We start from the raw sequence: 25,182 nt of genomic DNA on the forward strand, positions 1-25,182 counted from the left end.
GGACACGCAGGATTGAAAGCTGCCGGCATTGTATCCGGAAAGCCGCCCTTGGCCAAAGCCGGCAGGCTACATGTTCAGGCTTCGACCGCCGTCCACGGCCAGTATCTGCCCGGTAATGAAGGGGGCGTCGCAGATCAGGAAGGCAATGGTGCCGGCGATGTCGTCCGGGTCACCGGTACGTGCCAGCGGGGTCTTGTCCAGAATGGCCTGCTGCGCCGATTCGTCCATGGCAGCCTCGCCTTCCGGCCAGAGAATGGCGCCTGGCGACACGCCGTTCACCCGCACCTCGGGCGCGAGGTCTTTCGCCCAGGAGCGGGTCAGGGCGGCAAGGCCGGCCTTACTGGCGCAGTAAAGTGGGTGGTCGGCGATGGGCTTTTCGCTGTAGATGTCGATCATGTTCACCACTGAGCCCCGGGATGCCTTCAGTGCGGGAAGGCAGGCCTGCAACAGAAAGAAAGGCGCCCGCAGATTGGCGTTCATGATGGTGTCCCAGTCGTCTCCGGTGGCCCGGGCGGTGGGCGTGGGATAGAACACGGAGGCGTTGTTGACCAGTGCGTCCAGCCGTCCCCAGCGGGCAATGGTGTCGCCGGCCAGCCGGTTGATGTCTTCATCCCGGGCGAGGTCGGCCTGCAGCGCGCAGGCGGAATCCGTCCGCTGCCGGTTCAGGTCGTACACCAGAGCCTCGGCCTCGTCTTCCCGGCCCCGGTAATGAATCACAAGGTTCCAGCCCCGGCGGTGGAGGGTTCGGGCGGTGTGGGCTCCAAGACGATGGGCCGAGCCGGTTACCAGGGCTACGGGGGTGTTGTCAGACATCGGAACTCCCTATGGTTGGTGGGTGGCAATCGCCAGGTCGATTCGCCGCTGGCGCTCCTGCCGGATGGCCTCGCCCAGGGCTTTGCCCTTGTAACCTTGGGCCAGCAGCTCGGCCGGATCAACCCCGCTGGCGGCCCGGGACGCCCGGCGCAGCAGATCAACAGCCCGGGCTGCGTCGGGCAGCGCGCAGTCGAGCACCCGCAGCAGCTGTTCGAAGCGTTCGGATCGGCGCCACAGGTCGGCTCTGTCCAGAAGATCCAGCAGAACAGCGCTGTCCGGGGCCGATGGGTCAAGTGCGGTAAGTTCCGTTTTCAGTGCGGTGCCCAGACGCGCCAGATTCTGGCTGTCCCTGGGGGCCTTGAGGGCGCGGGCCCTGTCGAGTGCCTGCGCTTCGGAAAGGGGCGACAGCATTGCAGCGAAACGCTCTTCGGTGGCGGTGTCGGGCATGGTCTGAATACAGCCAAGAGCCGCCATCGCTGCATCGAACGATGCCTGAGGGTCGAGTTCCGGAATCAGTACCGTCAGCGCCCCGCAGCTCCGCAACACGGAGAAAAACGTCTCCGGTGACCGTTCGTGGAGGGCTCGCTGCAGTTCCTGCCAGACTCGTTCTGGCACCAGGTGTTCTACTTCGCCGTCGCGTACCATGTGTTGCATGAGTGCCTGGGTCTGGTGGCAGACGGTAAACCCCAGGGGCTGGAAACGCGCAGCGAATCGGGCGGTGCGAAGAATTCGCAAGGGGTCTTCGGCAAAGGCTTCCGATACGTGGCGAAGGGTGCGATTGCGGATATCGGCCTGGCCCTGGAAGGGATCCACCAGCTCGCCATCCTCGGTTTTCGCCATGGCGTTGATGGTGAGATCGCGGCGCTGGAGGTCCTGCTCGAGGGTGACATCCGGCGCGCTGTATACGGTAAAACCGTGGTAACCGCGGCCCTGCTTGCGCTCGGTCCTGGCCAGGGCGTATTCCTCCCGGGTTGCCGGGTGCAGGAACACCGGAAAGTCCGCGCCCACCTGCTTGAACCCCTTGGCCAGCATGTCTTCCGGGGTGGCGCCTACCACCACCCAGTCCCGGTCTTTAACCTCGAGACCGAGCAGTTCGTCGCGAACAGCACCACCCACCAGATAGGCTTGCATCACATGTCTGATTCTTTTCAGGGAATGTGTGCCGGATTATCCGGTGAGCGGGTGCCGTTCGCAAATCAGAGGCGGAGGCCGGTCAGAAGGCCGCACCCACTTCGATGGCCGCGCCCACATCGGCATCGCTGACCAGACCCGCCAGATCGACGCGGGCACCCAGGATGTTCAGCCCCAGGCCAGCGGTGAACTGGGTCTTCTCTTCAATGCCGTCGTTGTCGTCGTTGCTCGCCAGGTTCTGCCGGGCACCGATGCGAAGCTGGGCATAACGGAAGGCATCAAACTCGGCGCCCACCGCCAGCCACTGGGTATCGTCCTCGTAGCCGAAGGCTTTCTTCTTGGTCAGGTCCAGCTCGGCGGTGATCACGTGATAATCGCCCCGGTGCGCCAGGCCCACGGTTACCATGGGGTCGAGTTCCAGGGTGCGAACTTCCTCGCCCAGCAGCGGACGGCTGGCGGCGGAATCGAGTTCCATGGGAATCAGGTTCCGCACGGATGCGCCGGCGTTCCACTGCTGCTCTGAGCCGAAGGCGTAGGCGGCACCGAGGTCGAGGTTGAAGCCGCTCTTGTCAGTCTGGTATTGCTCGCTGTCGAAGTCGTCGTCTTCAAAGCCGGAGACGGTCTCGGTGTACTGGAAGGTCTGCAGATTCACGTACTTGGGAGACAGCCCCAACTGCAGCCGTTGGCCGTTGCTCAGTTCGATGGCGCGGGCGAAGGTCACCCCCAGCTCGGCAACGGCGGAGGCGAGGATCTTGCCCCGGGATTCCAGGCCGTCGGTGACGCCAGAGGTTGCCGGCACAGAGCCGTTTTCCAGACCGGCCAGCAGCGCGTCATCGCTGGCGGCATACTCGCCTCGCACCGTGGCGGTCAGGTTGCCATTGGTAAAGACACCCACAGACAATCCCTGGGAAGGTACCGCCAATCCCAGGCCCAGGCCGATGTCAGCGCGCATGGTGTCGCGATCAAAGGCCTGGAGCTGGTCCCGCAGGATACCGGCCTGGTTCTGGGCTTCGGTCTGGTTCAGGTTGTCCACTGCCTGTTCCAGATTTTCGATGGTGTCCTGGATGCGGTCGACCTGGTCGATGGTGTCTTCTTCGTCGGCCAGCCGAGCGTTCACTGAAATCAGCTGCAGACCGAAGTCGTCGTTCCAGCTGTGATGGTCAGCGGCCAGCATGGCCGGGTTGGCCACCAGGGCATCGGCGGGGGTCGCGACGGCCACGCCGGTTCCCGCCATGGCGAAGGAGCGGGCAGACTTGAATGATTGCGGGCTGGCGAGGGTGGCGGTGGTGGCCAGTGACAGCCCGACGGCCAGGGCAAGTCGGGTCATACGGTATTCGGTCATAGTGGATCTCGTTGGCAGTAACCTGGTTGTTAAAAGGCAAAACAGATATGCGATCCTCAGAGGGTAATGCAGAAGCCGGCGGTGGACACGACGCTTGGGGTAACCGTTTGTTCCAGAACTGTAAACGGAGGCAGAATTTTGCCGCTTCACCGCCGATTACCCGGCGCCGCCCGTGCCTTTGCTCGAAATATCAGTAGCCTGGAAAAACTGGCGCACTTTTTTCATGGGGCATGGCAAACCTGTCAGGACGTACTTTGGAGAACTGCAATGATCCTTCGCTGGATACTCATCCCTGTGCTGGCCTTCGGCCTTGCCGCCTGCGCCCCTACCGGCGGCTTCCGCGGCGACGGTGACCAGTCCCTGCGGGATACCGATCTGGAGCCTATCACCGTGCGTGTCAGCGGTCTGGGTACCTACGCCGACGCCGCCTCCGACCGAACGGACAGCCGCAAACGCTTGCTGGCGCGCCGCGCCTCACAGCTGGACGCCTACCGCAATCTGGTGGAGCGGGTATACGGCACGGTGGTTTATGGAAGCTCCACGGTGAACGACTTTGTGCTGCGCAATGACATGTTCCGGACGTACGTGGACAGTTACATCCGGGGTGCCAAGCTGGTGGCGGTAAACGAACACAGCGATGGGGTTTTCGAGACGGTCATGGAGCTGAAGCTCGAGCCCAGGTTCCGGGCCTGTGTCGCCAAGGTTGCCGACGACCAGGTGCAGGATCTTTGCCCGATTCCCATGCCCCAGGACAACGACAGTATTGGCGACGTTCAGAGCAGGGGCGTTGATTCCCTGTACTACCTCGAGTAACCGGCCATGATGAGATGTTCGACCCGTTCCGTTGCAACCTGGCTGATGCTGCTGGCGTTGACCTTTGCCGCCGGTGCACGGGCCGTGGTGCTGGAAGGTGTGGGCCATGCCAACATCCATAACGGGGATCTGGAAGCCGCCCGGGCAGAAGCCCGCAAAGCTGCGATGCGCGATCTCTCGCTGCAGTACGAGGCCAGGGTAAGCACCCGGGATACCATGGAAAACGGCGTGCTCACGGAATCCCGTACCCATCTGGCCTCGGCGGTGAACGCGCGCAACGTGCGCATCATTGACGAATACCGCAATGGCAACCTGTTACGAGTGACGGTTCAGGGGGATGTCAGCGCTGGCGCCGGCCAGTGTGCCGCCGGCGACGCCGGGAGATTGAGAAAGCGGGTGGCCATCACCGGTTTTCCCCTGCTGTACCCGGACCAAGCCCGGGTGGGCCGCCTGGACGACGCCGGCGAAATCTTGCCGCAACAGCTCCAGCGGCGACTGGTGGAGCGGGGCGGCTTTCAGGTTTTTGCCGCCACCACCTCACGGCTGTTCGGTGACCTGCTGAATGCGCCCACCGTGCAGGCGGGTGACAATCGGTTGAGCAACATGTCCCAGCTGGCGCGGGAACTGGACGCCCAGTTTGTGGTAACCGGTGTCATCCGCGACCTGGGGGTTGCTGATCCGTCAGCCTGGGGCACATCCGTACTCGATGGGCTGCAGCGTGGATTGGGCACCGTTGACCAGAGCCGGAGGTTTGCGGTCGATCTGGTGGTGTTTGACGGATTCAGTGGCGCGCCGGTGTACCAGCAGCGGTTTGAAACTGCCGCAGAATGGAATGCCGGCCCCGGAAGCTCGACAGGCTTCGGCTCCGCCGGCTTCCAGAAAACGGCTTACGGCCAGTCTGTGCAGGCGCTGATCGGCGAGATGGCGGGGGCGGTGTCCGAGGCTCTGGCCTGCCAGCCTTTCATGACACGGGTGGCGAGAGTCGACGGCCACGGGGTGACCCTGGAGTCCGGCTCAACAGCGGGACTTCGGCCCGGGGACGAGCTGAAACTCTACCGGAGCAAGAGGTACCTGGAGGCGCCAGAGGCTACTCCGGAACTCCACGATGCCGGGGTTTCGGTCACCATTGATCGGGTCCAGCCAAGGGAAAGCCGGGGTACCATGCCCCAGCCCGGGGTGATGGTGAACATCCAGAGGGACGACATCGCCATTCTCTGGTGAGGAAGGCGGGGCTGGCCACGACAGTGGCAGCCCCGTATGAATCGTTGAGGGCAGTGCGCCTCAGGCGCTGGCGGCTTCGGCGGCGGCGATGTCGCGGATCTTGCCGACCATGGCGCGCAGGCCGTTGCCGCGAGTCGGGGAGATGTGGCGGAACAGATCCAGCTGTTCGAACAGCTCGTCGATGTCGGTGGCCAGCAGGTCCCGCGGAGTCTTTCCGTTCAGTGCCACCAGAATGATGGCGGCCAGGCCGCGCACGATCATGGCGTCGGAATCAATCAGCAGGTAGAGCCGACCGGTGCTGTCATCGTAATGATGGATGAGCCAGACCTGGCTCTGGCAGCCGTGCACGTAGTTTTCTTCCACCCGGGCATCTTCCGGAAACGCCGGAAGCTGCTTGCCCAGGTCGATGATGAACGCGTAGCGCTCTTCCCAGTCGTCCAGCAGTTCGAAGCCATCCAGCACATCGTCCAGGGTGGTGTCTTTACCCAGGGGGTTGTTCAGAAAGTCCTGTTCGCTGGCGGTCATTTACAGCATCCCCAGTTCAAGCTTGGCTTCGTCGGTGAGCATGTCGTTGCTCCAGGGCGGATCGAAGGTCAGCTCAACGGTTACCTTGTCCACATTGGGCACGTGCTCGAGTTTTGTCTTCACATCCTCGGTAATCACCGGGCCCATACCGCAGCCGGCGGCGGTCAGCGTCATCAGAACGTAGACGTGATTGCCGTCCTCGGTGCCATTCTCGATCTTGCACTCGTAAATCAGGCCCAGATCCACCACGTTTACCGGAATTTCCGGGTCGTAGCAGTTGCGCATGGCTTCCCAGACCTGATTTTCATTGACGGTGCCGTCTGCCGGCGTTTCAAAACTGCTTTCCAGGGGCTTTTTGCCGAGCGCATCGGCGTTGTGGCCTTCAACCCGGGCGAGGTTACCGTTCACCGCGACGGTGAAGGTACCACCGAGCGACTGCGTAATGGTCACAAAGGTGTCCGACGGAATCATGATCTCGGTTCCGGAGGGAACAAGGCGGGCTTCCACCTCGCGTTTTGTCAGGACCACTTCGCGTTCTTGCATGCCGGTTCGGGCCTCGCTTTTTTCCAATCTTTGGTGTCGGATTGCGCTTTGCTAATCCGACCTACACGTTCAGTGAGGGGTTACGCGACGGTGAAGCTCTCGCCGCAACCGCACTCGGCGGTGGCGTTCGGGTTGCGGAACTGGAACATGGAGTTCACGCCTTCCGTCACGAAATCAATCTCGATGCCGTTCACCAGTGGCAGATGCTCTTCCTTCACGAACACATCCACGCCGTCGATGTGAAACACCTTGTCGTCGGTGGCAGCTTCCTCCACCCACTGGGTTTCGTACTTGAAGCCGGAGCAGCCACTTTTCTTGATGGCCAGCCGGATACCGCGTGCGTCGGGCTTCTTGTCAAGCTGCTTGCGCACGTGCTTGACCGCGCTCGGGGTCATGGTGACGGCGACGCTCGGGGTGAAGACTTCAGCTGTCATGATTCCACCTCCATCAGGCAAACAGGCGCTGGACTTTCTGCAGGGCGGTAAAGAATGTTTCCACCTCGTCCAGTGTATTGTAGAACGCAAAGGAGGCCCGGGCAGTACCGGGAACTCCATAGAAATCCATCAGCGGCATGGCACAGTGGTGGCCGGTGCGGATCGCAATACCCTGCTGGTCCAGCAGCGTGCCTATATCACTGGGGTGCAAACCGGCAATTTTAAAGGACATCACCGGCACTTTCTGTTTCGCCGTACCGATGATTTCCATGCCGGGCACGGTTTCCACCAGCTGGTTGGCGCGGGCCAGCAGCGCCGCTTCCGCCGCTTCCATCGCCGTACGGTCCAGGCCATTCAGGTAATCAATGGCTGCGGCCAGGCCCACGGCCTCGGCAATCGGCGGGGTACCTGCCTCAAACTTGTAGGGCAGGGTATTCCAGGTGGTGCGCTCGAACGACACCCGCTCGATCATCTCGCCGCCACCCTGGTAGGGCGGTATTTCCTCCAGCAGCTGGGTCTTGCCATAGAGCACACCGATGCCGGTGGGGCCGAACAGCTTGTGGGAGGAGAACACGTAGAAATCGCAGCCCAGCGCCTGCACATCCGGCTGGAAGTGGGGCACCGCCTGGGCGCCGTCCAGCAGGGTAATGACGCCGTGGGCCTTGGCCTGCTCAACCAGTGCCGCTACCGGGTTCACGGTGCCAAGCACGTTGGACACGTGGGTGAGCGCCAGTACGCGGGTTTTCTCGTTCAGCAGGCTGGTGAACGAATCCAGGTCCAGCTCGCCGTCCGGTGTGACCTGTACCGGTACCACTTTTGCGCCGGTGCGCTCGGCCACCATCTGCCAGGGCACGATGTTGGCGTGATGCTCCATGTGGCTGACCAGGATCTCGTCGCCGGGCTTGAGGCGTGCTGCCAGACCGTTGGCCACCAGGTTGATGGCCTCGGTGGTGCCCCGGGTCCAGATGATCTCCCGGGTGCTTTCCGCGTTGATGAACGCGCGCACGGTCTCCCGCGCCCCTTCGAAGGCGGCGGTTGCCCGATCGCCAAGGGTGTGGGCGCCCCGGTGTACGTTGGAATGCATTTCCCGGTAATAACGATCCATGGCGCCCAGCACCGCTTCCGGCTTCTGCGCGGAGGCGCCGTTGTCCAGATACACCAGGGGCTTGCCGTTCACCTGTTGGGACAGGATCGGGAAGTCCCGGCGTATGGCCTCCACGTTGAAGGTGGGGCGATTGGCGGTCTGTGCCACGGAGAGATCGGTCATGACCGGTTATGCCTCCTGGAATGTCTCTTCAAAGAAGTGGTTCAGGCGGCCCTGGGCCGTTTCCCGCACCGCTTCGACCGGAATCTGTTCCACCAGCTCGTTAATAAAGGCCATGGTCAGCAGCACGTTCGCTTCGCGCCGGCCGATGCCCCGGGAAACCAGGTAGAACAGGGAAATCTCGTCGAGCTGACCAATAGTAGCGCCATGGGCGCACTTGACGTCATCGGCGTAAATTTCCAGCTCCGGCTTGGTGTCTATCTCTGCCCCGTTGGACAGCAACAGGTTCTTGTTGTTCATATCCGCGTTGGACTTCTGGGCATCCTGGTGGATATGAATGCGGCCGTTGAAGATGGCGTGGGACTGGTCTGCCGCGATGTTGCGGTAGGTCTCCTCGCTGTTGCAGTGGGCCGCTACATGCTCGATGGTGGTGTGGTTGTCGTAGTGCTGTTTGCCCTGGGTAACCACCACACCGTTGAGTTTGCATTCGGCGCCTTCGCCTTCCAGCCGCACCTGAAGGTCGTGCCGGCGCAGCGGGCCGCCGAAGCCGACGCAGTGGCTTTCGAAGCGGGAACTGCGCTGCTGGCGCACACCGGTGGCGCCGATGTGCTGCACGTTATCGCCTTCCATATTGAGGCGCACGCTGGTGACGTTGGCGCCCTCGGCCAGGGCGAATTCAGTGACGGTGTTGACCATCACCGGTTCAGAACCGCTGGAGATGTATTCCTCAACAAGCGTGATCTGGCTGTTGGCACCGGCGTCTACGTAGATTCTGGGGTAGGCCGAGCCACTCGCATCAGCGCTCACTTCGTGCACGATGAACAGCGGCTGGTCGAGCACCGCGCCGGGCTTCAGGCGCACCAGCAGGCCGTCTTCAAAGCGGGCCGAGTTCAGCCGCGCCATCTGCACAGCCTTGTTATCGAGGGTGCTGTCGAGCCGGTCAGCCAGGGCCGCAGCCTCGTCGTTGTCCATGTCATCGAAGCTCTGGATGCGGATGCCGTCCAGATCCGGATATTCGCTGGCCTCGGGGATCAATACCCCGTTCAGGAACACCACCTTGTAGCCCGGAACGGCCAGGCTGCTGCCAGTCTTGCCCTCCGCCGGCAGCGACAGGGCCATCTCGTCGGTTAGCTTGAGATACTTGCTGGAGTACTTCCAGTTCTCGGTTTTCCGGGTCGGCAGGGGCATGTCCACCAGGGCCGTGCCGCGCTGCTTGCGCAGGGCCTGGAAGGGCTCCGGCAGGGATTGACCAGTGGGATGCAGGAAAGCCGTCGAAAGCGTTGGTGCTGGTTTCATTCCGCGACCTCCCTTAGTTGCCCGCGCTCTCGGCCGGTTCCTCGTCCTTGATGCCAAGCCAGCCGTAACCACGCTCTTCCAGTTCCAGGGCCAGTTCCCGGCCGCCGGACTTGATGATTTTGCCGCCTGCCAGCACGTGCACGTGATCCGGCACAATGTGGTTCAGCAGGCGCTGGTAGTGGGTCACCATGAGGATGGCACGGTCTTCGGAACGCAGGGCGTTCACGCCGTCGGACACGACTTTCAGGGCGTCGATGTCGAGGCCGGAGTCGGTTTCGTCGAGAATGGCCAGCTTCGGCTGGAGCAACAGGGCCTGCAGGATCTCGTTGCGCTTCTTCTCACCACCGGAGAAGCCTTCGTTCACGCCACGCTTGAGGAAGGACGGGTCCAGGTCGACCTGCTTGGACACTTCCCGGGCCAGCTTCATGAATTCGGCCGCGTTCATTTCTTCCTCACCGCGGTGGTGACGCATGGCGTTCACAGCGGTGCGCAGGAACTGCAGGTTGCTGACGCCGGGAATCTCCACCGGGTACTGGAACGCCAGGAAGATGCCTTCGCGGGCGCGCTCTTCGGTTTCCAGTTCCAGCAAGTTCTCGCCATTCAGGCTGATTTCGCCCTCGGTCACTTCAAATGCCTCGTTGCCTGCCAGCACCTGGGACAGGGTGCTCTTGCCAGAGCCGTTGGGGCCCATGATGGCGTGAACTTCCCCGGCCTTGATTTCCAGGTTGATGCCCTTGAGGATTTCTTTGCCCTCAACGGAGGCGTGCAGGTTTTTGATGCTCAGCATTTGTCGCTTCTCTCTCGTTTAACCGTTGAATTCTGATGTTCACCCTGGCCTTGCTGACCGCTTGATCGGGTGAGTCAGCCACCGGGCAGGCCCTTCCGGGATACGCTGTGGATACGTCCCTGTACGCTCGACGAAATCATCCCTGATTTCGACGATCCCGGAAGGGCCTGCCCGGCGGCTTCCGCTATGCTTTTGCGCTTGCCGTTCTGTTAACCGACAGAGCCTTCGAGGCTGACCTCGAGCAGTTTGCCGGCCTCGACCGCGAACTCCATGGGCAGCTCCTTGAACACTTCCTTACAGAAGCCGTTCACGATCATGGAAACCGCCTGTTCCGGGTCGATACCGCGCTGGCGGCAGAGGAACATCTGCTCGTCGCTGACCTTGGAGGTAGTTGCCTCGTGCTCGACGATGGCCGACTTGTTCTTGCTCTCGATGTACGGGAAGGTGTGCGCGCCGCAGCGGTCGCCGATCAGCAGCGAATCGCACTGGGTAAAGTTACGCGCGCCTTCCGCGCCGGGACCGAACTTCACCAGACCGCGGTAGGCGTTGGAGCTCTTTCCGGCGGAAATACCCTTGGAGATGATCGTGCTGGAGGTGTTCTTGCCCAGGTGGATCATCTTGGTGCCGGTGTCGGCCTGCTGGAAGTTGTTGGTCAGCGCCACCGAGTAGAACTCACCCACGCTGTTCTCGCCCCGCAGCACACAGCTGGGGTACTTCCAGGTAACCGCAGAGCCGGTCTCAACCTGGGTCCAGGAGATCTTGGAGTTCTTGCCGATGGCGGCGCCGCGTTTGGTAACGAAGTTGAAGATGCCGCCTTTGCCTTCCTCATCGCCCGGGTACCAGTTCTGTACCGTGGAGTACTTGATCTGGGCGTCGTCCAGGGCCACCAGCTCAACCACCGCTGCGTGCAGCTGGTTTTCGTCGCGCATCGGGGCGGTGCAGCCCTCGAGGTAGCTAACGTAGCTGCCTTCGTCGGCGATGATCAGGGTGCGCTCGAACTGGCCAGTGTTGGCCGCGTTGATGCGGAAGTAGGTGGACAGCTCCATGGGGCAGCGCACGCCCTTCGGCACGTAAACAAAGGTGCCGTCGGAGAACACCGCGGAGTTCAGGCCGGCGAAGAAATTGTCGCCGTGGGGAACCACGGAGCCCAGGTACTTCTGTACCAGTTCCGGGTAATCGCGGATGGCCTCGGAAATGGAGCAGAAAATCACGCCGGCCTTGGCCAGCGGCTCCTTGAAGGTGGTAGCCACAGACACGGAGTCGAACACGGCATCAACGGCCACGCCGGCAAGCTTTTCACGCTCGTGCAGGGGGATGCCCAGCTTCTCATAGGTTTTCAGCAGCTCCGGATCCACTTCATCCAGGCTCTGGGGCATGTCTTCCTTGCGCTTGGGCGCGGAATAGTAGGAAATCGAGTTGTAGTCGATTTTCGGGTAGCCCACGTGGGCCCAGTCCGGCTCTTCCATCTCGAGCCAGCGACGGTAGGCTTTCAGGCGCCACTCCAGCATCCATTCCGGTTCTTTCTTGATGCCGGACAGGCGGGCGATAACGTCTTCATTCAGGCCGGGCTCGAACGTATCGGATTCGATGTTGGTCACGAATCCGTGCTCGTATTCCCGTTTGATCAGCTCGTTCACCTCTTTATCGGTGGTCGCCATGATCGTCGCTCCGTATTCTCTCATCGCGGGCCCTGGGCCCTTGGTTTCGCCGGCTGCCTCGCCACGTTTGGGACGGGCGCCGGTCGGATATCAGCTGTTCGGGTGTTGCAGTGGTCGCTCGTCCGGTGAGTACGCCCTGCAATCGCTTTTTGGATGACGGAAGCCGCTGGCTTTCGATAATAAATACAGCCGGTCCGTCTGCTTCTGGCGAGCGATTATACAATACCAGAGTATTTTAGTCAGGTATTAATTTGCGCGTGGGCTGATTATACCTTAATCGGTCCATGGGGCACTAAGGGGCTGGCAATGGTGCTGATAGCTTTGTTCTGCAGAAATTTTCGCCCGGGCGAAGCATGCAGGGCAGGGGGATTCTCCCAAAACACGCCGTAAACCCATCCCTGGGGGCTCCGTCTTGCCATCCCTGGCAAGACAGGGTTTTGGGAGAATCCCCCTGCCCTACATGCCCAACCTCCGGCTATTCGCGACCAAGGTCTAAGCCAGGCTGCGGGGCTCTTCGGAATCGATTCGGGTCAGATAACTGAAATCGAGAGACTCGGGCAGGCGCTCCGGCTTCGGTATACGGACAACATGTCCGCTGCCAGGCGCATACGCCATGGCCTGGCCGTTTCGGTTTTCCATGACACTGGCCGAGAACCGGAGGTTGCCGGTCGGGGTGATCAGTTCCAGGGAATCGCCAGGGGCGAACCGGTTTTTGACGTCGATGGTCAGCCAGCGGTCGTCGGCGTCCGCAATGGTGCCCACCACCTGCTGGGTGCCCAGGAAGGACGTGCCCTGTTCGTAGCTCTGGTACTCCTTCGGCGGGTGGCGGCGGAGGAAACCCTCGGTGTAGCCGCGGTTTGAGAGAGCCTCCAGTTCGTCCATCAGGGCCATGTCGAAGGGTTTGCCCTGCACGGCTTCGTCGATGGCGCGGCGGTAAACCTGGGTGGTGCGGGCCACGTAGTAGGTGCTCTTCGTGCGACCTTCGATTTTCAGGGAGTGCACGCCGATTGTTGCCAGTTCGGCGACATGCTGCACCGCTCGCAGGTCTTTCGAGTTCATGATGTAGGTGCCGTGCTCATCCTCGTAGGCGGGAATGAAGCCACCGGGGCGATTGGGTTCCTGCAGCAGGATTTCTTTCGGTGCGATTTCCTGTGCTTCACCGCCGCCGGTGGTGGCAATGAGGTCGCCGGTCTGGTCCTGCTGGTGCGCCACTGGCTGGTAGTTCCACCGGCAGGCGTTGGTGCAGGCGCCCTGGTTGGCGTCTCGGTGGTTCATGTAGCCGGACAGCAGGCAGCGGCCGGAATAGGCCATGCACAGGGCGCCGTGGACGAACACTTCCAGCTCCATGGCCGGCACCCGGTCACGGATGTCGCGGATTTCCTCGAGGGCCAGTTCCCGGGAGAGGATCACTCGCTGGATGCCTTGCCGACGCCAGAATTCAACCGCGGCCCAGTTCACCGCGTTGGCCTGCACCGACAGATGGATGGGTTGGTCCGGCCAGCGCTCCCGCACCAGCATGATCAGGCCGGGATCGGACATGATCAGCGCATCGGGCCTGTGCTCAAGAATAGGCGCGAGATCCCTGAGGTAGCTTTTCACCTTGTCGTTGTGAGGGGCGATATTGGACACCAGGTAAAACCGCTTGCCCAACTGATGGGCCCTGGCGATGCCCGCGCCAAGGGCTGCAACGTCTTTGAAACTGTTGTTTCTTACTCTCAGTGAATACCGCGGCTGGCCTGCGTAGACGGCATCGGCGCCGTAGGCGAACGCGGTTTCAAGGTGTTCGGGGGTGCCGGCTGGGGCGAGGAGTTCCGGTGGATTCATGGGGCTCCGTGGCAGTCTGAGGGCCTTCAGGTTCTAGGGTGGAAAAAACTCTGGCAAGTCTGCCGTAATCCGAAACCGATTCCCTTGATCCTGCTCAAAGGTCGTATTGATTGTTTTCGGCTAACATGTGTACGCTCGCAACCGTGGCCTGATCGGCCATTGAATTCGAGAGGAGGAATCGCAGATGGCAGCAAGGCCTCTGAAACCAGAGGTGGCACGGGCATCACTGAGTGCCAGGGTCAGTTCCCTGATCAGTGTGCAGCTGGCCCGTGGCAAGGTGGGTGTTGAGGTGGTGGCATCGCAGCTGCACATGAGCCGCTACACCCTGCACAAAAAGCTCCGGCGGGAAGGGCTGACCTTTGCCCGGTTGCTGGAGGACGTCCGTCGTCGGCAGGCGCTGACCTACATGCAGGATAAAACCAAGCCGCTGGTGGAAATTGCCGAGCAGCTTGGCTTTTCCGAGTTAAGCGCCTTTAGCCGGGCGTTCAAGCGCTGGATGGGAACATCCCCGGCTGAGTATCGGTCGGTCAGGCTGTCTTGAACCGAGCGGCGCTTTCTCGACGAGTCACACCTTCTTGAAGATCAGGGTGGCGTTGGTGCCACCAAATCCGAAGCTGTTGCTCATCACCAGATCGAGCTTCTGGTTGTCCATGCGCTCCCGCACGATCGGGTAGCCCTCGGCTCCCTCATCCAGGGTCTGGATGTTGGCGGACGGCGCAATGAAGCCCTCCCGCTGCATGATCAGGCTGTAGATAGCCTCATGTACGCCGGCCGCACCCAGTGCATGGCCACACAAGGGCTTGGTGGAGCTCAGGGGCGGAATCTTGTCGCCAAAGGTTTCCTTCAGAGCTTTCAGCTCGGTCACGTCCCCGGCTGGCGTGCTGGTGCCGTGGGTGTTGACGTAGCTGATCTCGCCATCGAGGTTTTTCATCGCCTGCTTCATGCAGCGAACGGCCCCTTCGCCGCTCGGCGCGACCATGTCGGCACCGTCGGAGGTGGCACCGAAGCCAACCAGTTCGGCCAGGATGTTGGCGCCACGGGCCTCGGCGTGCTCCAGGGCCTCAAGGGCAAGAACGCCGCCACCGCCGGAAATCACAAATCCGTCACGGTTGGCATCGTAGGTGCGGGAGGCCAGCTCGGGCGTGTCGTTGTACTTGGTGGACAGGGCGCCCATGGCGTCGAACAGCAGGCTCAGAGTCCAGTGGATGTCCTCGCCGCCGCCGGCGAACATCACGTCCTGGCGGCCCAGGGCGATCAGGTCGGCAGCATGGCCGATGGAATGCGCGCTGGTGGCACAGGCCGAGGTAATGCCGTAGTTGATGCCGCGAATGCCAAAGCCGGTGGCAATAGACGCGTTGATGGCGCTGCCCATGGTACGGGGCACGCGATACGGCCCAACGCGACGGATGCCGCGGTCCCGGTGGGTATCGATGGAATCCAGCAGCTCGACGGTGGAGGCGCCGCCCTGACCGAAGATGATCCCGGTGGTGTCGGCTTTGATCTGTTTCTCCGTCAGGCCCGCCTGCTCGATGGCTTCGAGCATGGCCAGGTAGGTGTACCCCGAGGCCGGACACATGAAACGCCACAGTTTGCGGTCAATCAGTTCCGGCAGGTTCAGGTTGATCTGGCCGCACACGTGGCTGCGCAGACCGTTGTCCCGGGCCTCCTCGCTGAAGCCGATGCCGGAGCGGGATTCCCTGAGTGACTGGGCTACTTCCTTCTGGTTGGTACCTAGGCTGGAAACAATGCCCATACCGGTAATTACAACGCGACGCATTCTGCTAACTCCTAAAAGTCATCAGTCGAGGTAAACATGCCAACCCGGAGGTCTTTGGCGGTGTAGATCTCCCGGCCGTCCACTTCCATACGGCCATCGGCGATGGCCATGGTCAGTTTCCGCCGGATCACGCGCTTCAGATCCAGGTGGTAGGTGACCTTCTTGGCCGTGGGCAATACCTGGCCGGTGAATTTCACCTCGCCGGCACCCAGGGCGCGGCCTTTGCCTTCGCCGCCACCCCAGGCCAGGAAAAAGCCCACCAGCTGCCACATGGCATCCAGGCCCAGGCAGCCCGGCATCACCGGATCATCCACAAAGTGCACCTTGAAGAACCACAGGTCCGGGTTGATGTCGAGTTCCGCCACCAGGCTGCCCTTGCCGAACAAACCGTCGTTATCGGCAATGTGAGTAATGCGGTCGAACATCAGCATTTCATCGATGGGCAGGCGCATGGAGCCGGGGAACAGCTTGCCGTGGCCGCACTTGATCAGGTCTTCTTTGTCAAAACGATCTGCAGTCATAGTGCCAGTGTCTCTATTACAAAATGATTTCTTAATACTTTAGCTCGAATTTGACGAGGGGCTATTGACCATTAGTGGATGTTTGCTGGTGGATAGTTCCTCCTGTGGCCATTCCCGTTGGCGTTGATGGTCATCAAGGCGGGCTGAAAAGGCGCTCCCTAAACTGGTCGGCATACGTGTGCGATGACCTCGCAGCGCCTGTCTGGTAAGGAGGAGTCATGTCCGGGGACGAAGCAATCATCAGTGGTCAGGTCCGGTGCGAAGCCGGGCGGGTGAGGGTGCAGCTGGAGCGGGAGATCGACCATCCGCCTGAGGCGGTCTGGCGAATGCTCACCGATTCTGTCTGCCTGGCCGACTGGCTGGCGCCGGGCACCCTGGACGCCCGTAACGGCGGGCGGGTGCAGCTGGACTTTGGCAACAGCGGCATGCCCATAGATTGCCGGATCACCGAATGCCGGCCTAACCGCAGGCTTGCCTATTCCTGGAGTTCCGGCGATGCGCCGGAGCGGCCGCTGATCTGGGAGCTTGCGTCGGAAGACAATGGCACCCGCCTGTCACTGACCCTGCTACTGCCCCAGGACGAGCTGGTGCCCATTGCCTGCGCCGGGTGGGATGCCCATCTGGAAATGCTGCTGGCGGCACTCGAAGGCATCCGGATCCATTTTCCGGCGAGCCGGTTCCGTCAGGCTCGGGAGGTCTTTCAGGGGTTGCTGGAAGAGGAACTGGCGGCCTGAGCCGCCAGTGATCGGGACGCTCAGCCCTCGCGACCGTCCGGGCGGGGGCTGGCAAGAATACCGGTGTACCGGTACAGGAACAGCCCGAAGGCCACCAGCCACAGCAGAGTGCTGGTGCCGATACCCGGATGCCACGGAATCACCCCGAAAGCAGTCAATACCCGTATCAGAGCGGCCAGATGGATGGCGCAGAAGGCCAGCACCATGCCGTTCGGAAGTATCAGCGGTCGGCCGGTATGGCCCAGGGCCACCCGGGCAATCACACCGAGAATGAGGCAGGCTACGGCGCCGGTGCCTGCGGCGTGAGTCCAGGCGCTTGAGGGCCAGCTAGCCAGCAGCGAACCGGCCAGCAGGATCAGGGCGACGGGCACCCAGAGTATGGACAGGTGCAGTATCCAGAGCAGAGGTTCTTGCCGGACCAGCCAGCCCTTCCAGCCCGCCAGACGCACCAGCATCAGGCCTGCCGAGATGACCGCCAGAACGCCGGTACCGGTCTGCCAGCCGGAGACCAGAGATGCCATCAGCGCAATCAGGGTGAAGACGGATGCCATGTCCAGGGCCGGTACCGTTGTCACTGCCGAGGCATCCAGCCCCCGCTGACGCAGCCAGCCGCTGGTGAAGGCGGGGGTAATCCGGCCACCAATGATGCTGATCAGCGCCATGGCCATGATCAGGGCGCCATAGCTGAAGGTCATGTCCAGCCGCGTGACAAACCCGATCTGCATCATCCAGAGCAGTCCGAGTACCACCAGGATAAGCAGTTGCCGTTTCTGGCGGGCTTTCCAGATACGCCAGCCGGCGTCCATCATCACCAGGGGCAGGAAGGCCAGGTTGACGCCCTGTACCAGCCACTCTGGCAGGGCGGCTCCGGTGGCCAGCAGCACACGCCCTGCCAGCCACACGGCCCAGAGCAGCAGCAGAGCGAGACCATGGAGCCGGTTGGTCTGGGTCCAGACACACACGGCGGTCAGCAGAAAGCCGGCAATGGCGGCCGACAGGAAGCCGAACAGCATCTCATGCTGGTGCCAGAGCAGGCCCGGCATGGCCAGAGGCAGCTGGATAACGCCGGTAATCTGCATCACCCACGCGGGGATGGCCAGCAGCGCCAGAAGAGTCATCGACAGGAAGAATATCCGGAACGGATAGCTGAACAGCTGGCCAATGCTGGCAGCTCCGGATTTATGGACGGAAGGAATGGCCTGCATGGCGGTCTCCGCATATAGATACATTTAATAAGAATCTTATATGCGGTGGCCGTGATTGACCATACCCGGTTCGGGGTATGTGTGCGTACAATGGGCCCATCGTTTTGATTCACAAAGGAATGACAATGAGCGCCTATCTGATACTCAAGCACCTGCACATGACCACGGCCTACCTTACCGTGGTGCTGTTTGCGCTGCGATTACTGCTCGATGCCGTGGGCAGGCCCGGTTGGCGGACCACGCCGCTGCGCTGGATCCCCCACGCCAACGATACCATCCTGCTGACGGCGGCCATCGGCCTGCTGTTCGTCACGCCCTGGGTGCCGCTGGTTCACGGCTGGCTGACGGCCAAGATTTTCCTGCTGATCGGTTACATCATTGCCGGTATCTTCGCGCTCAAGCCCTCCCTGGGCATTCCTACCCGGGTAACGGCGGCTGTGGTTGCGCTGGGGCTGGTAACCGGCATTTTCCATCTGGCGATATACAAACCGGTGTTCTGGTAGCCCGGTGTTCTGATAACCCGGTGTTCTGATAACCCGGTGTTCTGATAACCAGGGGCGTCAGTCCCGACGCCCGTTACTCATCTGTTCCGTCAGCGCTGCCAGCTGGTTCTGAACGGCCTGCAGCTGGCGGGCAATCTCGTCCCGCTCATCGTGGGCCTTCTGGGCCTGCTTGGCATTCTGCTCCTCGCTCATCACCTCCAGAATGGCGCCGATCATCATGTTCAGGAAGACGAACGCCGTCAGGAAAATAAAGGTGATGTAGAACAGCCAGCTCAGCGGGTACTGTTCCATGGTGGCGTACATCACGTCCGTCCAGTCCTCGAAGGTCGCCACCCGGAACAGGGTGAGCATGGCAATGGCAACGTCACCCCAGAGCTCCTCGTCCACGCTGGCAAAAAACATGGAGCCCATGGCGGCGTAGATGTAGAAGATGATGAACATCAGCAGGGCAATGTAGCCCATGCGCGGAATGGCCTTGAGCAGGGAGTTGATCAGGAAGCGTAGTTCCGGTACCACCGACACCAGACGCAGCACCCGGAACACCCGCAGCAGGCGTCCCAGTAGAACGGCTTCGGAATTATCCAGCGGAATCAGGCTGCCGATCACCACCAGGGTATCGAACAGGTTCCAGCCATCCAGCAGGAAGCGTTTCTTGTCCGTGCATACGCCAAACCGGAACAGGATCTCAACGAGGAAAAACAGGGTGATGGCGTTGTCCAGTACCAGCAGGGACTGTTCGATCAGCGGCGGCACGTCGTAGGTTTTGGCGCCGATGGTCAGCGCCGAGAGGATGATGATGGCAATCACCACGCCCTGGAACAGTTTGCTGGATTCGATCAGGCGCAGTTTCTCGAAACCGGACACAGAGTTCAGTTGGGGCGACATGGCAGGCAACAGCTCCAGATAATGCGGGGGAGGGTGGAATTCTAAAGCCCGGCGCGGCAATTGGATAGCCTGGATGTGGCTCTGCGCCTGCGGTCGCGGGCGATACTGTCCATAACTCCTGTTTATTGAGGTTGATCAGCCTTATTCATTCGCACCATAGCCAAACCCTTCCCATAATCAGTTCACGAACAACAACAAGACTGACAGTGAGTGACATTCCATGGAAAACAGACCTGAGTTGGCCGGCTGGCGCTGGGGGCCGTTCACCTTCCGCCTGCCCTTCTATCACACGCGGCTGTGCTGGTCGGAGTTCTTGCAGGGGCTATTCGTTTCAGCAGCGACCGGCCTTGCCCTGATTCCGGTGATGACGGCATTCTTCGGGCTCAGCTTTGAGGAAGCTGTGGCCTTGTCCATGATCCACGCCGCGCTGATTTCCTCGGCCGTCATTGTATTCGGGGAGCCCTACGCCGGCGGCTGGATTACTCCTGCCCTGCCGCTGATTCTGGCCTTTGTCATAGGGGGCTATGAGGATCCTGCCAGCCGCTTCCAGGCGATGACCGCTCTGAGCCTGGTGTTCGCCGCGCTGGTGCTGTTCCTCGGCATCACCGGCCTGGGTCGCCGGTTTGTCATCTGGCTGCCGGATACACTGAAGGCGGGTATTATCCTGGGGGCTTCCATTGCTGCGCTCAAGCGGGTGTTCGTGGACGATGCCGAACGCTTTCTACTGGAGCAGCCCATTGCGACCGGTCTTGCCTGCGCCATCTGTCTGATCTTCACGTTCTCGATTCCAATGCAGAAGCTCAAGGAACGCAGTCGCTTCTTCTTCCTGCTGGGCTCGCTCGGCCTGTTGCCGGGTTTCCTGGCGGCGGCGATTGTCGGGCCCCTGGTCGGAGAGGTCAATTTCGACATCCAGTGGGGATTCCTGGTGCCGCCCCTGGGCGATGCCTTTGCCAAGGTCTCCCCGCTGGTGATTGGCTGGCCGTCGCAGGAGATGCTCCTTCAGAGCATTCCCCTGGCGTTGATCGCCTACATCATTCTGTTCGGCGATCTGGTGACAGGCAACGAGGTACTCAGGGATGGACTGAAGGTGCGCAAGGACGAGCACGTGGATATCAATCTCAACCGCACCCATTTTTCCCTGTCGATCCGCAACGCCATCATGGGTGTGGTTGCGCCGTTCTTCCCGACTCAGGGGGCCGTCTGGACCGGCGTTCACGTGATTGTTGTCCAGCGCTGGAAACAGGGGCCCAGGGCGATGAACAGTCTGCACAGCGGGCTGGCTTCCTACTACCTCATGGGCTTGCCCTTTATCTTCTTCCTGCTGCCGCTGCTGACCGGCCTCAAACCTCTGCTGGGTGTGGCTCTGTCGCTGACGCTGGTTCTGACGGGCTTTGCCTGCGCTTACATTGCCATGTCCATTCCGCGCGATAACGCCTCGAGAGGTACGGTGGTGTTAATTGGTGCTTCCCTGGCGTTCTTCGAGCCCTGGATGGGCCTGCTGATCGGGGTAGTTGCTACGCTGGCACTGGTGGGGTGGGATCGCAGCCCTGATCCCATTCCTCACGACGAGTGAACAGCCCGTGGCCGTGTCGGTCATTCGGCCAGGCGAAGGATTGCCTGCCATTCCGGCTCGCTCACCGGCATGACCGAGAGGCGGCTGCCTTTGTTGACCAGGGGCAGATCGGCCAGCTCCGGCGCTGACTTGAGTGTCGCCAGCGAGACCAGTGAGGGCAGCGTCCGGACATACCGCATATCCACCGATGTCCACCGGGGGTTCTCGGGGCTGCTTTTCGGATCAAAGTAGGGTGAGTGAGAGTCAAACTGGGCGGCGTCTGGGTATGGGCCGCGCACGACCTTCACAATGCCGGCAACGCCAATGTGCCTGCAGCTTGAGTGGTACAGGAACACCTCATCACCTTCGGCCATCTGGCACAGGAAGTTCCGGGCCTGGTAATTGCGCACGCCATCCCATGGAATGACCGACTGCGGGTCGGCGGCAAAATCGTCGATGCCGCACTCGTCCGGTTCGGATTTTACAAGCCATTTCGCCATATCGATTCCCCCGGGTTGGTCAGTTCGCGCAACGTTGCCCGGGGATTATACGAAAAAAGCCCCGGCGAGCGGGGCAATGAGGCGCAATCAAAGGTGGCTTGACGTCCTACTCCGTCTTCGGCGGAGGTGACAGGGGAGCGGTGCCCTTTTTCCGGTTCAGCGGATAGAACAGGTGGGGCGAGGACAACTCCGGCAGATCGGTACGCTCCTCGTTGGCAGCCCATTCCTCACGCTCGGCAGACCGAATGGCGTAATGCATCCAGGCCAGCGCAGCGGCGACAATCGCGAACATCAGCATGAAGCAGCTCTGCCAGATGCCGGTCAGGTCGTTGAGGGCACCAAAGGTCAACGGCAGGATAAAGCCGCCAAGACCGCCGATCATGCCAACCACCCCACCTACGGCACCCACGTGTTTGGGGTAGTACACCGGGATGTGCTTGTACACCGCGGCCTTGCCGAGCGACATGAAAAAGCCAAGGATGAAAATCAGGGCCACGAACATCGGCAGATTCATGGCCAGGGTGAAGCGGATGTCGCCATCAATGCCCTGTACTACGTAGTCAGTGGGCGGATAGCTGAGCAGGAAGGTGCACACAACCGAGGCTCCGAACGTCCAGTACATCACCCGACGTGCGCCGAAACGGTCTGACAGCCAGCCGCCGAGGATCCGGAACAGGGAGGCAGGAATGGTGTAAAGGGCGGCGATGATGCCGGCCGTCTTGATATCCAGGCCGTACACGCCGATCAGGAAATGCGGCAGCCACAGTGCCAGGGCCACAAAGGCCCCGAACACGAAGAAATAGTACAGGGCAAACCGCCAGACCCGCAGCTCCCGCAACGGTTCCATCTGTTCCATGAAAGATTTGGATCGGGCACCGGCCCGCTCCGCCGCCAGCGGATCTTCCTTCGCCAGCAGGATGAACACCACCCCCATGACGGCCAGCACTGTGGCATAGATCTGCGCCGTGCTTTCCCAGCCAAACGCCACCAGCAGGAACGGCGCCCCGAAGTTGGTGACCGCCGCCCCCACGTTGCCCGCCCCGAAAATGCCCAGGGCCGTGCCCTGTTGCTTGGGCTCGAACCACGCTGCGGTGTAGGCCACGCCCACAATGAAAGCGCCACCGGCCAGTCCCACGCCGAGGGCGCCTACAAGCAACATAAGGTAGGTGCTGGCGAAGGTCAGCAGGTAAACGCACGCCGCGGTGGTGAGCATCAGAATGCCAAACACCCAGCGCCCGCCGTAGCGATCGGTCCAGATGCCCAGAAACAGACGGCTGATGGAGCCGGTGAGGATGGGGGTGGCCATCAGCAGCCCCAGCTGGGTATCGGACAATCCCAGGTCCTCACTGATGCGGATGCCGATGATCGAGAAAATCGTCCACACCGCAAAGCAGAGAGTAAAGGCAAACGTGGACAGGCCGAGGGCTCGGTGTTGCTCGGTTTTCGACGGGCTGGTGGCCATGTTTCCCTCCTTCCGGGTATCCGTTGAGCGCTCTGTGAAGCCGCCTCTTTAAGCTACCAAATCCGGCATTCATCGGTGCGGGGCATTGGAGGTACCTCCTGCTGGGGGCAGCGGTGGTAGGTGCCCGGCCTCGTTTAATGCGGAGGGGATAGGTCTCTGATTTCTCCGGTGGGGTAGGCGCCGCGGGGGTTGATTTACGTCAATTATGGGCACCACCTGAGTGTGGGCTAATGCTGACGGATATCAATCGAACGGGCGCCGGAAGCGCCCCCGGAGAACCCACCCATGAAAATCATGATTGCCTACGACGGCTCGCGCAATGCCAGGCTGGCCCTGGCCCAGACCCTCACCATGTTCCGTGACCTCACGCCCGTGATCACCCTGGTGGCGGTGGCTGAAAACCCCAGGGACATCACTGCGGGCAACGAAGACCTGTTCCAGCAGGAAGTGAGCGAGCTGAAACAGTTTCTCGCTGAGGCCCTGGAGGTTTGCCAGAAGGAGGACATTTCCGCCGAGACCATGCTGCTGGAGGGCGATGCCCGCAAGATGCTGCTGTTCGCCGCCGAGAAGAAGATCCACCCGGACATGCTGGTTATTGCCCGTCACAGCCACGAGCCGGACGGCGGCTTTATTGCCCGCTCACTGACCCATTTCGTGGACGAACTGGATTACATGACCTTCGGCAGCGTGAGCTCCTTCCTCGCCCGCCGGATCCAGTGTCCGCTCCTGATTCTGCCCAGCCGCTGAGCCCGGGCATCACCTGTTTCTGTATCTGATAGCCCAGGGAGGCTGACATGAAAGTCGCTGACGTTTTCCACGTCCGTAATCCGGAGATCAGGGCGTTGCACCTGACCTGGATTGCATTCTTCATTACCTTCTACGTGTGGTTCAACATGGCGCCGCTCGCCTCGAGCATGCTCAAGAGCGTCGACTGGCTGACCGCCGATGACCTGCGCCTGTTTGCAATCAGCAACGTGGCGCTGACTATCCCCGCGCGCATCATTGTGGGCATGGCGCTCGACCGTTTCGGCCCGCGCCGGGTGTTTTCCGTACTGATGGTGCTGATGGCCATTCCGGCCCTGGTGTTTGCCTTCGGCAATACCATGACCCAGCTGCTGGTCAGCCGCCTGGTGCTCAGCTCCATTGGCGCCAGCTTCGTGGTCGGCATCCACATGACTGCCATGTGGTTCAAACCCAAGGACATCGGCTTCGCCGAGGGTTTCTACGCCGGCTGGGGCAACTTCGGTTCCGCCGCAGCGGCCATAACCCTGCCCACCATCGCCTTGCACATGTACGGAGGTGAAGACGGCTGGCGCTGGGCCATTGCCCAGAGCGCCATCGTGATGGCGGCCTACGGGGTGTACTACTGGTTTGCCATTACCGACGGCCCTGCCGGTACCGTGCACCGCAAGCCGCGTAAGGCAGTGGCGCTGGAAGTGAGCAGCTGGGGCGACATGATCAAGCTGATCCTGTGGACCATTCCGCTGGTGGGTGTGCTGGCGATCCTGGTGTGGCGTATCGAGAACATGGGCTACCTGAGCCCCACCGGCGCCGCGCTCTGCTACGCAGTCATCGTGGCCATAGTGACCTACCAGATCATCCAGATCCTGCGGGTGAATGTGCCCATCCTCAAGAAGGGCGTGCCGGAAGATGACAAGTACCCGTTCAACAGCGTAGCGGCGCTCAACAGCACCTACTTTGCCAACTTTGGTGCCGAGCTGGCGGTGGTATCCATGCTGCCCATGTTCTTCGAGGAAACCTGGAGTCTGAGTGCCACCGCCGCCGGCCTTATTGCCGCTTCCTTTGCCTTCGTGAACCTGGTGGCACGGCCCATGGGCGGGCTGGTATCCGACCGCCTGGGCAACCGCCGGTTCGTGATGCTCAGCTATATGTTCGGCATTGCCGTGGGCTTCGGATTGATGGGGCTGCTTAACTCCAACTGGCCGTTGATCATCGCAGTGGCCATCACCGTGTTCACCTCCTTCTTCGTGCAGGGAGCCGAGGGCGCCACTTTCGGCATCATCCCCTCCATCAAGCGGCGCCTCACCGGCCAGATTTCCGGCATGGCCGGCGCCTACGGCAACGTGGGTGCGGTGGTGTACCTGACCATCTTCACCTTCGTTACCCCCAACCAGTTCTTCTACATCATCGCCGGCGGCGCCTTCGTCAGCTGGTTGCTGTGTATCCTGTGGCTGAAAGAGCCCGAGAGCGGATTCTCCGAGGAATACCATGTGTCTTCGGTGGATCTGCAGATCGAGGAAGAGGAGCGCCGTCGGCAGGCCGCTGCAACCGCCTGATCCGTTTATGCAAGAGTGCCCGCCCGGAGCGATCCGCGCGGGCTTTTTTGGTGCGCCCGGCACGGGCGCACTCCTGGAGGTGCAAGTCCTCCCGT

The 25,182-nt window shown here is 61.4% G+C and carries 25 protein-coding genes; 8 read left to right on the plus strand and 17 right to left on the minus strand.

What is annotated here, in order from left to right; genetic code table 11:
• Window positions 1-66: 66 nt before the first annotated feature.
• The 3 genes from ACFC20_RS11910 to traF all read right to left on the minus strand — a co-directional run bounded on the left by ACFC20_RS11910 (window position 67) and on the right by traF (window position 3,286).
• Window positions 67-813 (minus strand): pteridine reductase, encoded by a 747-nt coding sequence (locus tag ACFC20_RS11910; RefSeq protein ID WP_375193192.1) that lies wholly within the window; start codon window positions 811-813, stop codon window positions 67-69.
• A gap of 9 nt (window positions 814-822) precedes the next feature.
• Window positions 823-1,944, minus strand: a complete 1,122-nt coding sequence (locus tag ACFC20_RS11915; RefSeq protein WP_375193193.1) for a multifunctional CCA tRNA nucleotidyl transferase/2'3'-cyclic phosphodiesterase/2'nucleotidase/phosphatase — start codon at window positions 1,942-1,944, stop codon at window positions 823-825.
• Window positions 1,945-2,026: 82 nt separating this feature from the next.
• The gene (traF, locus tag ACFC20_RS11920) at window positions 2,027-3,286 is read right to left on the minus strand and encodes a conjugal transfer protein TraF (protein WP_375193194.1); all 1,260 of its coding nucleotides are present in this window, start codon (window positions 3,284-3,286) and stop codon (window positions 2,027-2,029) included.
• A 267-nt stretch (window positions 3,287-3,553) separates the two neighbouring features.
• Here traF and ACFC20_RS11925 point away from each other — a divergent pair, with 267 nt between their 5' ends.
• Together ACFC20_RS11925 and ACFC20_RS11930 are read left to right on the plus strand one after the other, a co-directional pair.
• The gene (locus tag ACFC20_RS11925; protein WP_375193195.1) at window positions 3,554-4,099 is read left to right on the plus strand and encodes an LPP20 family lipoprotein; all 546 of its coding nucleotides are present in this window, start codon (window positions 3,554-3,556) and stop codon (window positions 4,097-4,099) included.
• 6 nt (window positions 4,100-4,105) lie between these two features.
• Window positions 4,106-5,320, plus strand: a complete 1,215-nt coding sequence (locus ACFC20_RS11930; RefSeq protein ID WP_375193196.1) for a flagellar assembly protein T N-terminal domain-containing protein — start codon at window positions 4,106-4,108, stop codon at window positions 5,318-5,320.
• A 60-nt stretch (window positions 5,321-5,380) separates the two neighbouring features.
• Here ACFC20_RS11930 and ACFC20_RS11935 read toward each other — a convergent pair whose 3' ends face one another.
• The 8 genes from ACFC20_RS11935 to yegQ form a co-directional block, all read right to left on the minus strand.
• On the minus strand, window positions 5,381-5,845 hold the full coding sequence (locus ACFC20_RS11935) for a SufE family protein (protein ID WP_375193197.1): 465 nt from the start codon (window positions 5,843-5,845) through the stop codon (window positions 5,381-5,383).
• Window positions 5,846-6,388, minus strand: a complete 543-nt coding sequence (gene sufT, locus ACFC20_RS11940; protein ID WP_375193198.1) for a putative Fe-S cluster assembly protein SufT — start codon at window positions 6,386-6,388, stop codon at window positions 5,846-5,848.
• An 80-nt stretch (window positions 6,389-6,468) separates the two neighbouring features.
• Window positions 6,469-6,822: a HesB/IscA family protein gene (locus ACFC20_RS11945; protein WP_375193199.1), complete on the minus strand. Its 354-nt coding sequence runs from the start codon at window positions 6,820-6,822 to the stop codon at window positions 6,469-6,471.
• A gap of 13 nt (window positions 6,823-6,835) precedes the next feature.
• Window positions 6,836-8,089, minus strand: a complete 1,254-nt coding sequence (locus ACFC20_RS11950) for an aminotransferase class V-fold PLP-dependent enzyme (RefSeq protein ID WP_375193200.1) — start codon at window positions 8,087-8,089, stop codon at window positions 6,836-6,838.
• Between the two features lie 6 nt (window positions 8,090-8,095).
• Complete coding sequence (gene sufD, locus ACFC20_RS11955) at window positions 8,096-9,382, minus strand: Fe-S cluster assembly protein SufD (protein ID WP_375193201.1); 1,287 nt, start codon at window positions 9,380-9,382, stop codon at window positions 8,096-8,098.
• Between the two features lie 13 nt (window positions 9,383-9,395).
• Window positions 9,396-10,169, minus strand: a complete 774-nt coding sequence (gene sufC / locus ACFC20_RS11960) for a Fe-S cluster assembly ATPase SufC (RefSeq protein WP_375193202.1) — start codon at window positions 10,167-10,169, stop codon at window positions 9,396-9,398.
• 209 nt (window positions 10,170-10,378) lie between these two features.
• Window positions 10,379-11,827 (minus strand): Fe-S cluster assembly protein SufB, encoded by a 1,449-nt coding sequence (gene sufB, locus ACFC20_RS11965; protein ID WP_375193203.1) that lies wholly within the window; start codon window positions 11,825-11,827, stop codon window positions 10,379-10,381.
• A 492-nt stretch (window positions 11,828-12,319) separates the two neighbouring features.
• Complete coding sequence (yegQ, locus tag ACFC20_RS11970; RefSeq protein ID WP_375193204.1) at window positions 12,320-13,651, minus strand: tRNA 5-hydroxyuridine modification protein YegQ; 1,332 nt, start codon at window positions 13,649-13,651, stop codon at window positions 12,320-12,322.
• A 184-nt stretch (window positions 13,652-13,835) separates the two neighbouring features.
• Here yegQ and ACFC20_RS11975 point away from each other — a divergent pair, with 184 nt between their 5' ends.
• Window positions 13,836-14,192 (plus strand): helix-turn-helix transcriptional regulator, encoded by a 357-nt coding sequence (locus ACFC20_RS11975; protein WP_091987714.1) that lies wholly within the window; start codon window positions 13,836-13,838, stop codon window positions 14,190-14,192.
• Window positions 14,193-14,216: 24 nt separating this feature from the next.
• On the opposite strand, the gene fabB is transcribed toward ACFC20_RS11975, so the two are convergent.
• Entirely contained in the window at window positions 14,217-15,428 is a 1,212-nt protein-coding gene (gene fabB / locus ACFC20_RS11980; RefSeq protein WP_375193205.1) for a beta-ketoacyl-ACP synthase I, read from the minus strand.
• An 11-nt stretch (window positions 15,429-15,439) separates the two neighbouring features.
• Entirely contained in the window at window positions 15,440-15,949 is a 510-nt protein-coding gene (fabA, locus tag ACFC20_RS11985; protein ID WP_091987710.1) for a bifunctional 3-hydroxydecanoyl-ACP dehydratase/trans-2-decenoyl-ACP isomerase, read from the minus strand.
• A 218-nt stretch (window positions 15,950-16,167) separates the two neighbouring features.
• Here fabA and ACFC20_RS11990 point away from each other — a divergent pair, with 218 nt between their 5' ends.
• Entirely contained in the window at window positions 16,168-16,683 is a 516-nt protein-coding gene (locus ACFC20_RS11990; protein ID WP_375193206.1) for an SRPBCC family protein, read from the plus strand.
• Between the two features lie 20 nt (window positions 16,684-16,703).
• Here the strand turns inward: ACFC20_RS11990 and ACFC20_RS11995 are convergent, their stop codons facing one another.
• Window positions 16,704-17,888, minus strand: a complete 1,185-nt coding sequence (locus tag ACFC20_RS11995; protein ID WP_375193207.1) for an NnrS family protein — start codon at window positions 17,886-17,888, stop codon at window positions 16,704-16,706.
• 125 nt (window positions 17,889-18,013) lie between these two features.
• Here ACFC20_RS11995 and ACFC20_RS12000 point away from each other — a divergent pair, with 125 nt between their 5' ends.
• Window positions 18,014-18,391 (plus strand): SirB2 family protein, encoded by a 378-nt coding sequence (locus ACFC20_RS12000; protein WP_091987703.1) that lies wholly within the window; start codon window positions 18,014-18,016, stop codon window positions 18,389-18,391.
• 57 nt (window positions 18,392-18,448) lie between these two features.
• Here the strand turns inward: ACFC20_RS12000 and ACFC20_RS12005 are convergent, their stop codons facing one another.
• On the minus strand, window positions 18,449-19,276 hold the full coding sequence (locus ACFC20_RS12005) for an ion transporter (RefSeq protein ID WP_375193208.1): 828 nt from the start codon (window positions 19,274-19,276) through the stop codon (window positions 18,449-18,451).
• Between the two features lie 220 nt (window positions 19,277-19,496).
• Between ACFC20_RS12005 and ACFC20_RS12010 the strand changes: the two genes are divergently transcribed.
• Window positions 19,497-20,849, plus strand: coding sequence for a hypothetical protein (locus ACFC20_RS12010; protein ID WP_375193209.1), 1,353 nt, complete (start codon window positions 19,497-19,499; stop codon window positions 20,847-20,849).
• A 20-nt stretch (window positions 20,850-20,869) separates the two neighbouring features.
• Here the strand turns inward: ACFC20_RS12010 and ACFC20_RS12015 are convergent, their stop codons facing one another.
• The gene (locus ACFC20_RS12015; RefSeq protein ID WP_375193210.1) at window positions 20,870-21,328 is read right to left on the minus strand and encodes an EVE domain-containing protein; all 459 of its coding nucleotides are present in this window, start codon (window positions 21,326-21,328) and stop codon (window positions 20,870-20,872) included.
• A gap of 106 nt (window positions 21,329-21,434) precedes the next feature.
• On the minus strand, window positions 21,435-22,790 hold the full coding sequence (locus ACFC20_RS12020) for a nitrate/nitrite transporter (RefSeq protein WP_375193211.1): 1,356 nt from the start codon (window positions 22,788-22,790) through the stop codon (window positions 21,435-21,437).
• A gap of 285 nt (window positions 22,791-23,075) precedes the next feature.
• On the opposite strand from ACFC20_RS12020, the gene ACFC20_RS12025 reads away from it, so the two are divergent.
• Complete coding sequence (locus tag ACFC20_RS12025) at window positions 23,076-23,537, plus strand: universal stress protein (protein ID WP_375193212.1); 462 nt, start codon at window positions 23,076-23,078, stop codon at window positions 23,535-23,537.
• Between the two features lie 47 nt (window positions 23,538-23,584).
• Window positions 23,585-25,087, plus strand: coding sequence for an MFS transporter (locus ACFC20_RS12030; RefSeq protein ID WP_375193213.1), 1,503 nt, complete (start codon window positions 23,585-23,587; stop codon window positions 25,085-25,087).
• Window positions 25,088-25,182 lie beyond the last annotated feature (95 nt).

Origin of the sequence: Marinobacter sp., from assembly GCF_041984545.1 — a bacterium.
Classification (GTDB): domain Bacteria; phylum Pseudomonadota; class Gammaproteobacteria; order Pseudomonadales; family Oleiphilaceae; genus Marinobacter.

Bases quoted from the DNA above. Each gene is read 5' to 3' on its own strand.
- ACFC20_RS11910 (WP_375193192.1), bottom strand. From the start codon at position 813: ATGTCTGACAACACCCCCGTAGCCCTGGTAACCGGCTCGGCCCATCGT.
- ACFC20_RS11915 (WP_375193193.1), bottom strand. From the start codon at position 1,944: ATGCAAGCCTATCTGGTGGGTGGTGCTGTTCGCGACGAACTGCTCGGT.
- traF (WP_375193194.1), bottom strand. From the start codon at position 3,286: ATGACCGAATACCGTATGACCCGACTTGCCCTGGCCGTCGGGCTGTCA.
- ACFC20_RS11925 (WP_375193195.1), top strand. From the start codon at position 3,554: ATGATCCTTCGCTGGATACTCATCCCTGTGCTGGCCTTCGGCCTTGCC.
- ACFC20_RS11930 (WP_375193196.1), top strand. From the start codon at position 4,106: ATGATGAGATGTTCGACCCGTTCCGTTGCAACCTGGCTGATGCTGCTG.
- ACFC20_RS11935 (WP_375193197.1), bottom strand. From the start codon at position 5,845: ATGACCGCCAGCGAACAGGACTTTCTGAACAACCCCCTGGGTAAAGAC.
- sufT (WP_375193198.1), bottom strand. From the start codon at position 6,388: ATGCAAGAACGCGAAGTGGTCCTGACAAAACGCGAGGTGGAAGCCCGC.
- ACFC20_RS11945 (WP_375193199.1), bottom strand. From the start codon at position 6,822: ATGACAGCTGAAGTCTTCACCCCGAGCGTCGCCGTCACCATGACCCCG.
- ACFC20_RS11950 (WP_375193200.1), bottom strand. From the start codon at position 8,089: ATGACCGATCTCTCCGTGGCACAGACCGCCAATCGCCCCACCTTCAAC.
- sufD (WP_375193201.1), bottom strand. From the start codon at position 9,382: ATGAAACCAGCACCAACGCTTTCGACGGCTTTCCTGCATCCCACTGGT.
- sufC (WP_375193202.1), bottom strand. From the start codon at position 10,169: ATGCTGAGCATCAAAAACCTGCACGCCTCCGTTGAGGGCAAAGAAATC.
- sufB (WP_375193203.1), bottom strand. From the start codon at position 11,827: ATGGCGACCACCGATAAAGAGGTGAACGAGCTGATCAAACGGGAATAC.
- yegQ (WP_375193204.1), bottom strand. From the start codon at position 13,651: ATGAATCCACCGGAACTCCTCGCCCCAGCCGGCACCCCCGAACACCTT.
- ACFC20_RS11975 (WP_091987714.1), top strand. From the start codon at position 13,836: ATGGCAGCAAGGCCTCTGAAACCAGAGGTGGCACGGGCATCACTGAGT.
- fabB (WP_375193205.1), bottom strand. From the start codon at position 15,428: ATGCGTCGCGTTGTAATTACCGGTATGGGCATTGTTTCCAGCCTAGGT.
- fabA (WP_091987710.1), bottom strand. From the start codon at position 15,949: ATGACTGCAGATCGTTTTGACAAAGAAGACCTGATCAAGTGCGGCCAC.
- ACFC20_RS11990 (WP_375193206.1), top strand. From the start codon at position 16,168: ATGTCCGGGGACGAAGCAATCATCAGTGGTCAGGTCCGGTGCGAAGCC.
- ACFC20_RS11995 (WP_375193207.1), bottom strand. From the start codon at position 17,888: ATGCAGGCCATTCCTTCCGTCCATAAATCCGGAGCTGCCAGCATTGGC.
- ACFC20_RS12000 (WP_091987703.1), top strand. From the start codon at position 18,014: ATGAGCGCCTATCTGATACTCAAGCACCTGCACATGACCACGGCCTAC.
- ACFC20_RS12005 (WP_375193208.1), bottom strand. From the start codon at position 19,276: ATGTCGCCCCAACTGAACTCTGTGTCCGGTTTCGAGAAACTGCGCCTG.
- ACFC20_RS12010 (WP_375193209.1), top strand. From the start codon at position 19,497: ATGGAAAACAGACCTGAGTTGGCCGGCTGGCGCTGGGGGCCGTTCACC.
- ACFC20_RS12015 (WP_375193210.1), bottom strand. From the start codon at position 21,328: ATGGCGAAATGGCTTGTAAAATCCGAACCGGACGAGTGCGGCATCGAC.
- ACFC20_RS12020 (WP_375193211.1), bottom strand. From the start codon at position 22,790: ATGGCCACCAGCCCGTCGAAAACCGAGCAACACCGAGCCCTCGGCCTG.
- ACFC20_RS12025 (WP_375193212.1), top strand. From the start codon at position 23,076: ATGAAAATCATGATTGCCTACGACGGCTCGCGCAATGCCAGGCTGGCC.
- ACFC20_RS12030 (WP_375193213.1), top strand. From the start codon at position 23,585: ATGAAAGTCGCTGACGTTTTCCACGTCCGTAATCCGGAGATCAGGGCG.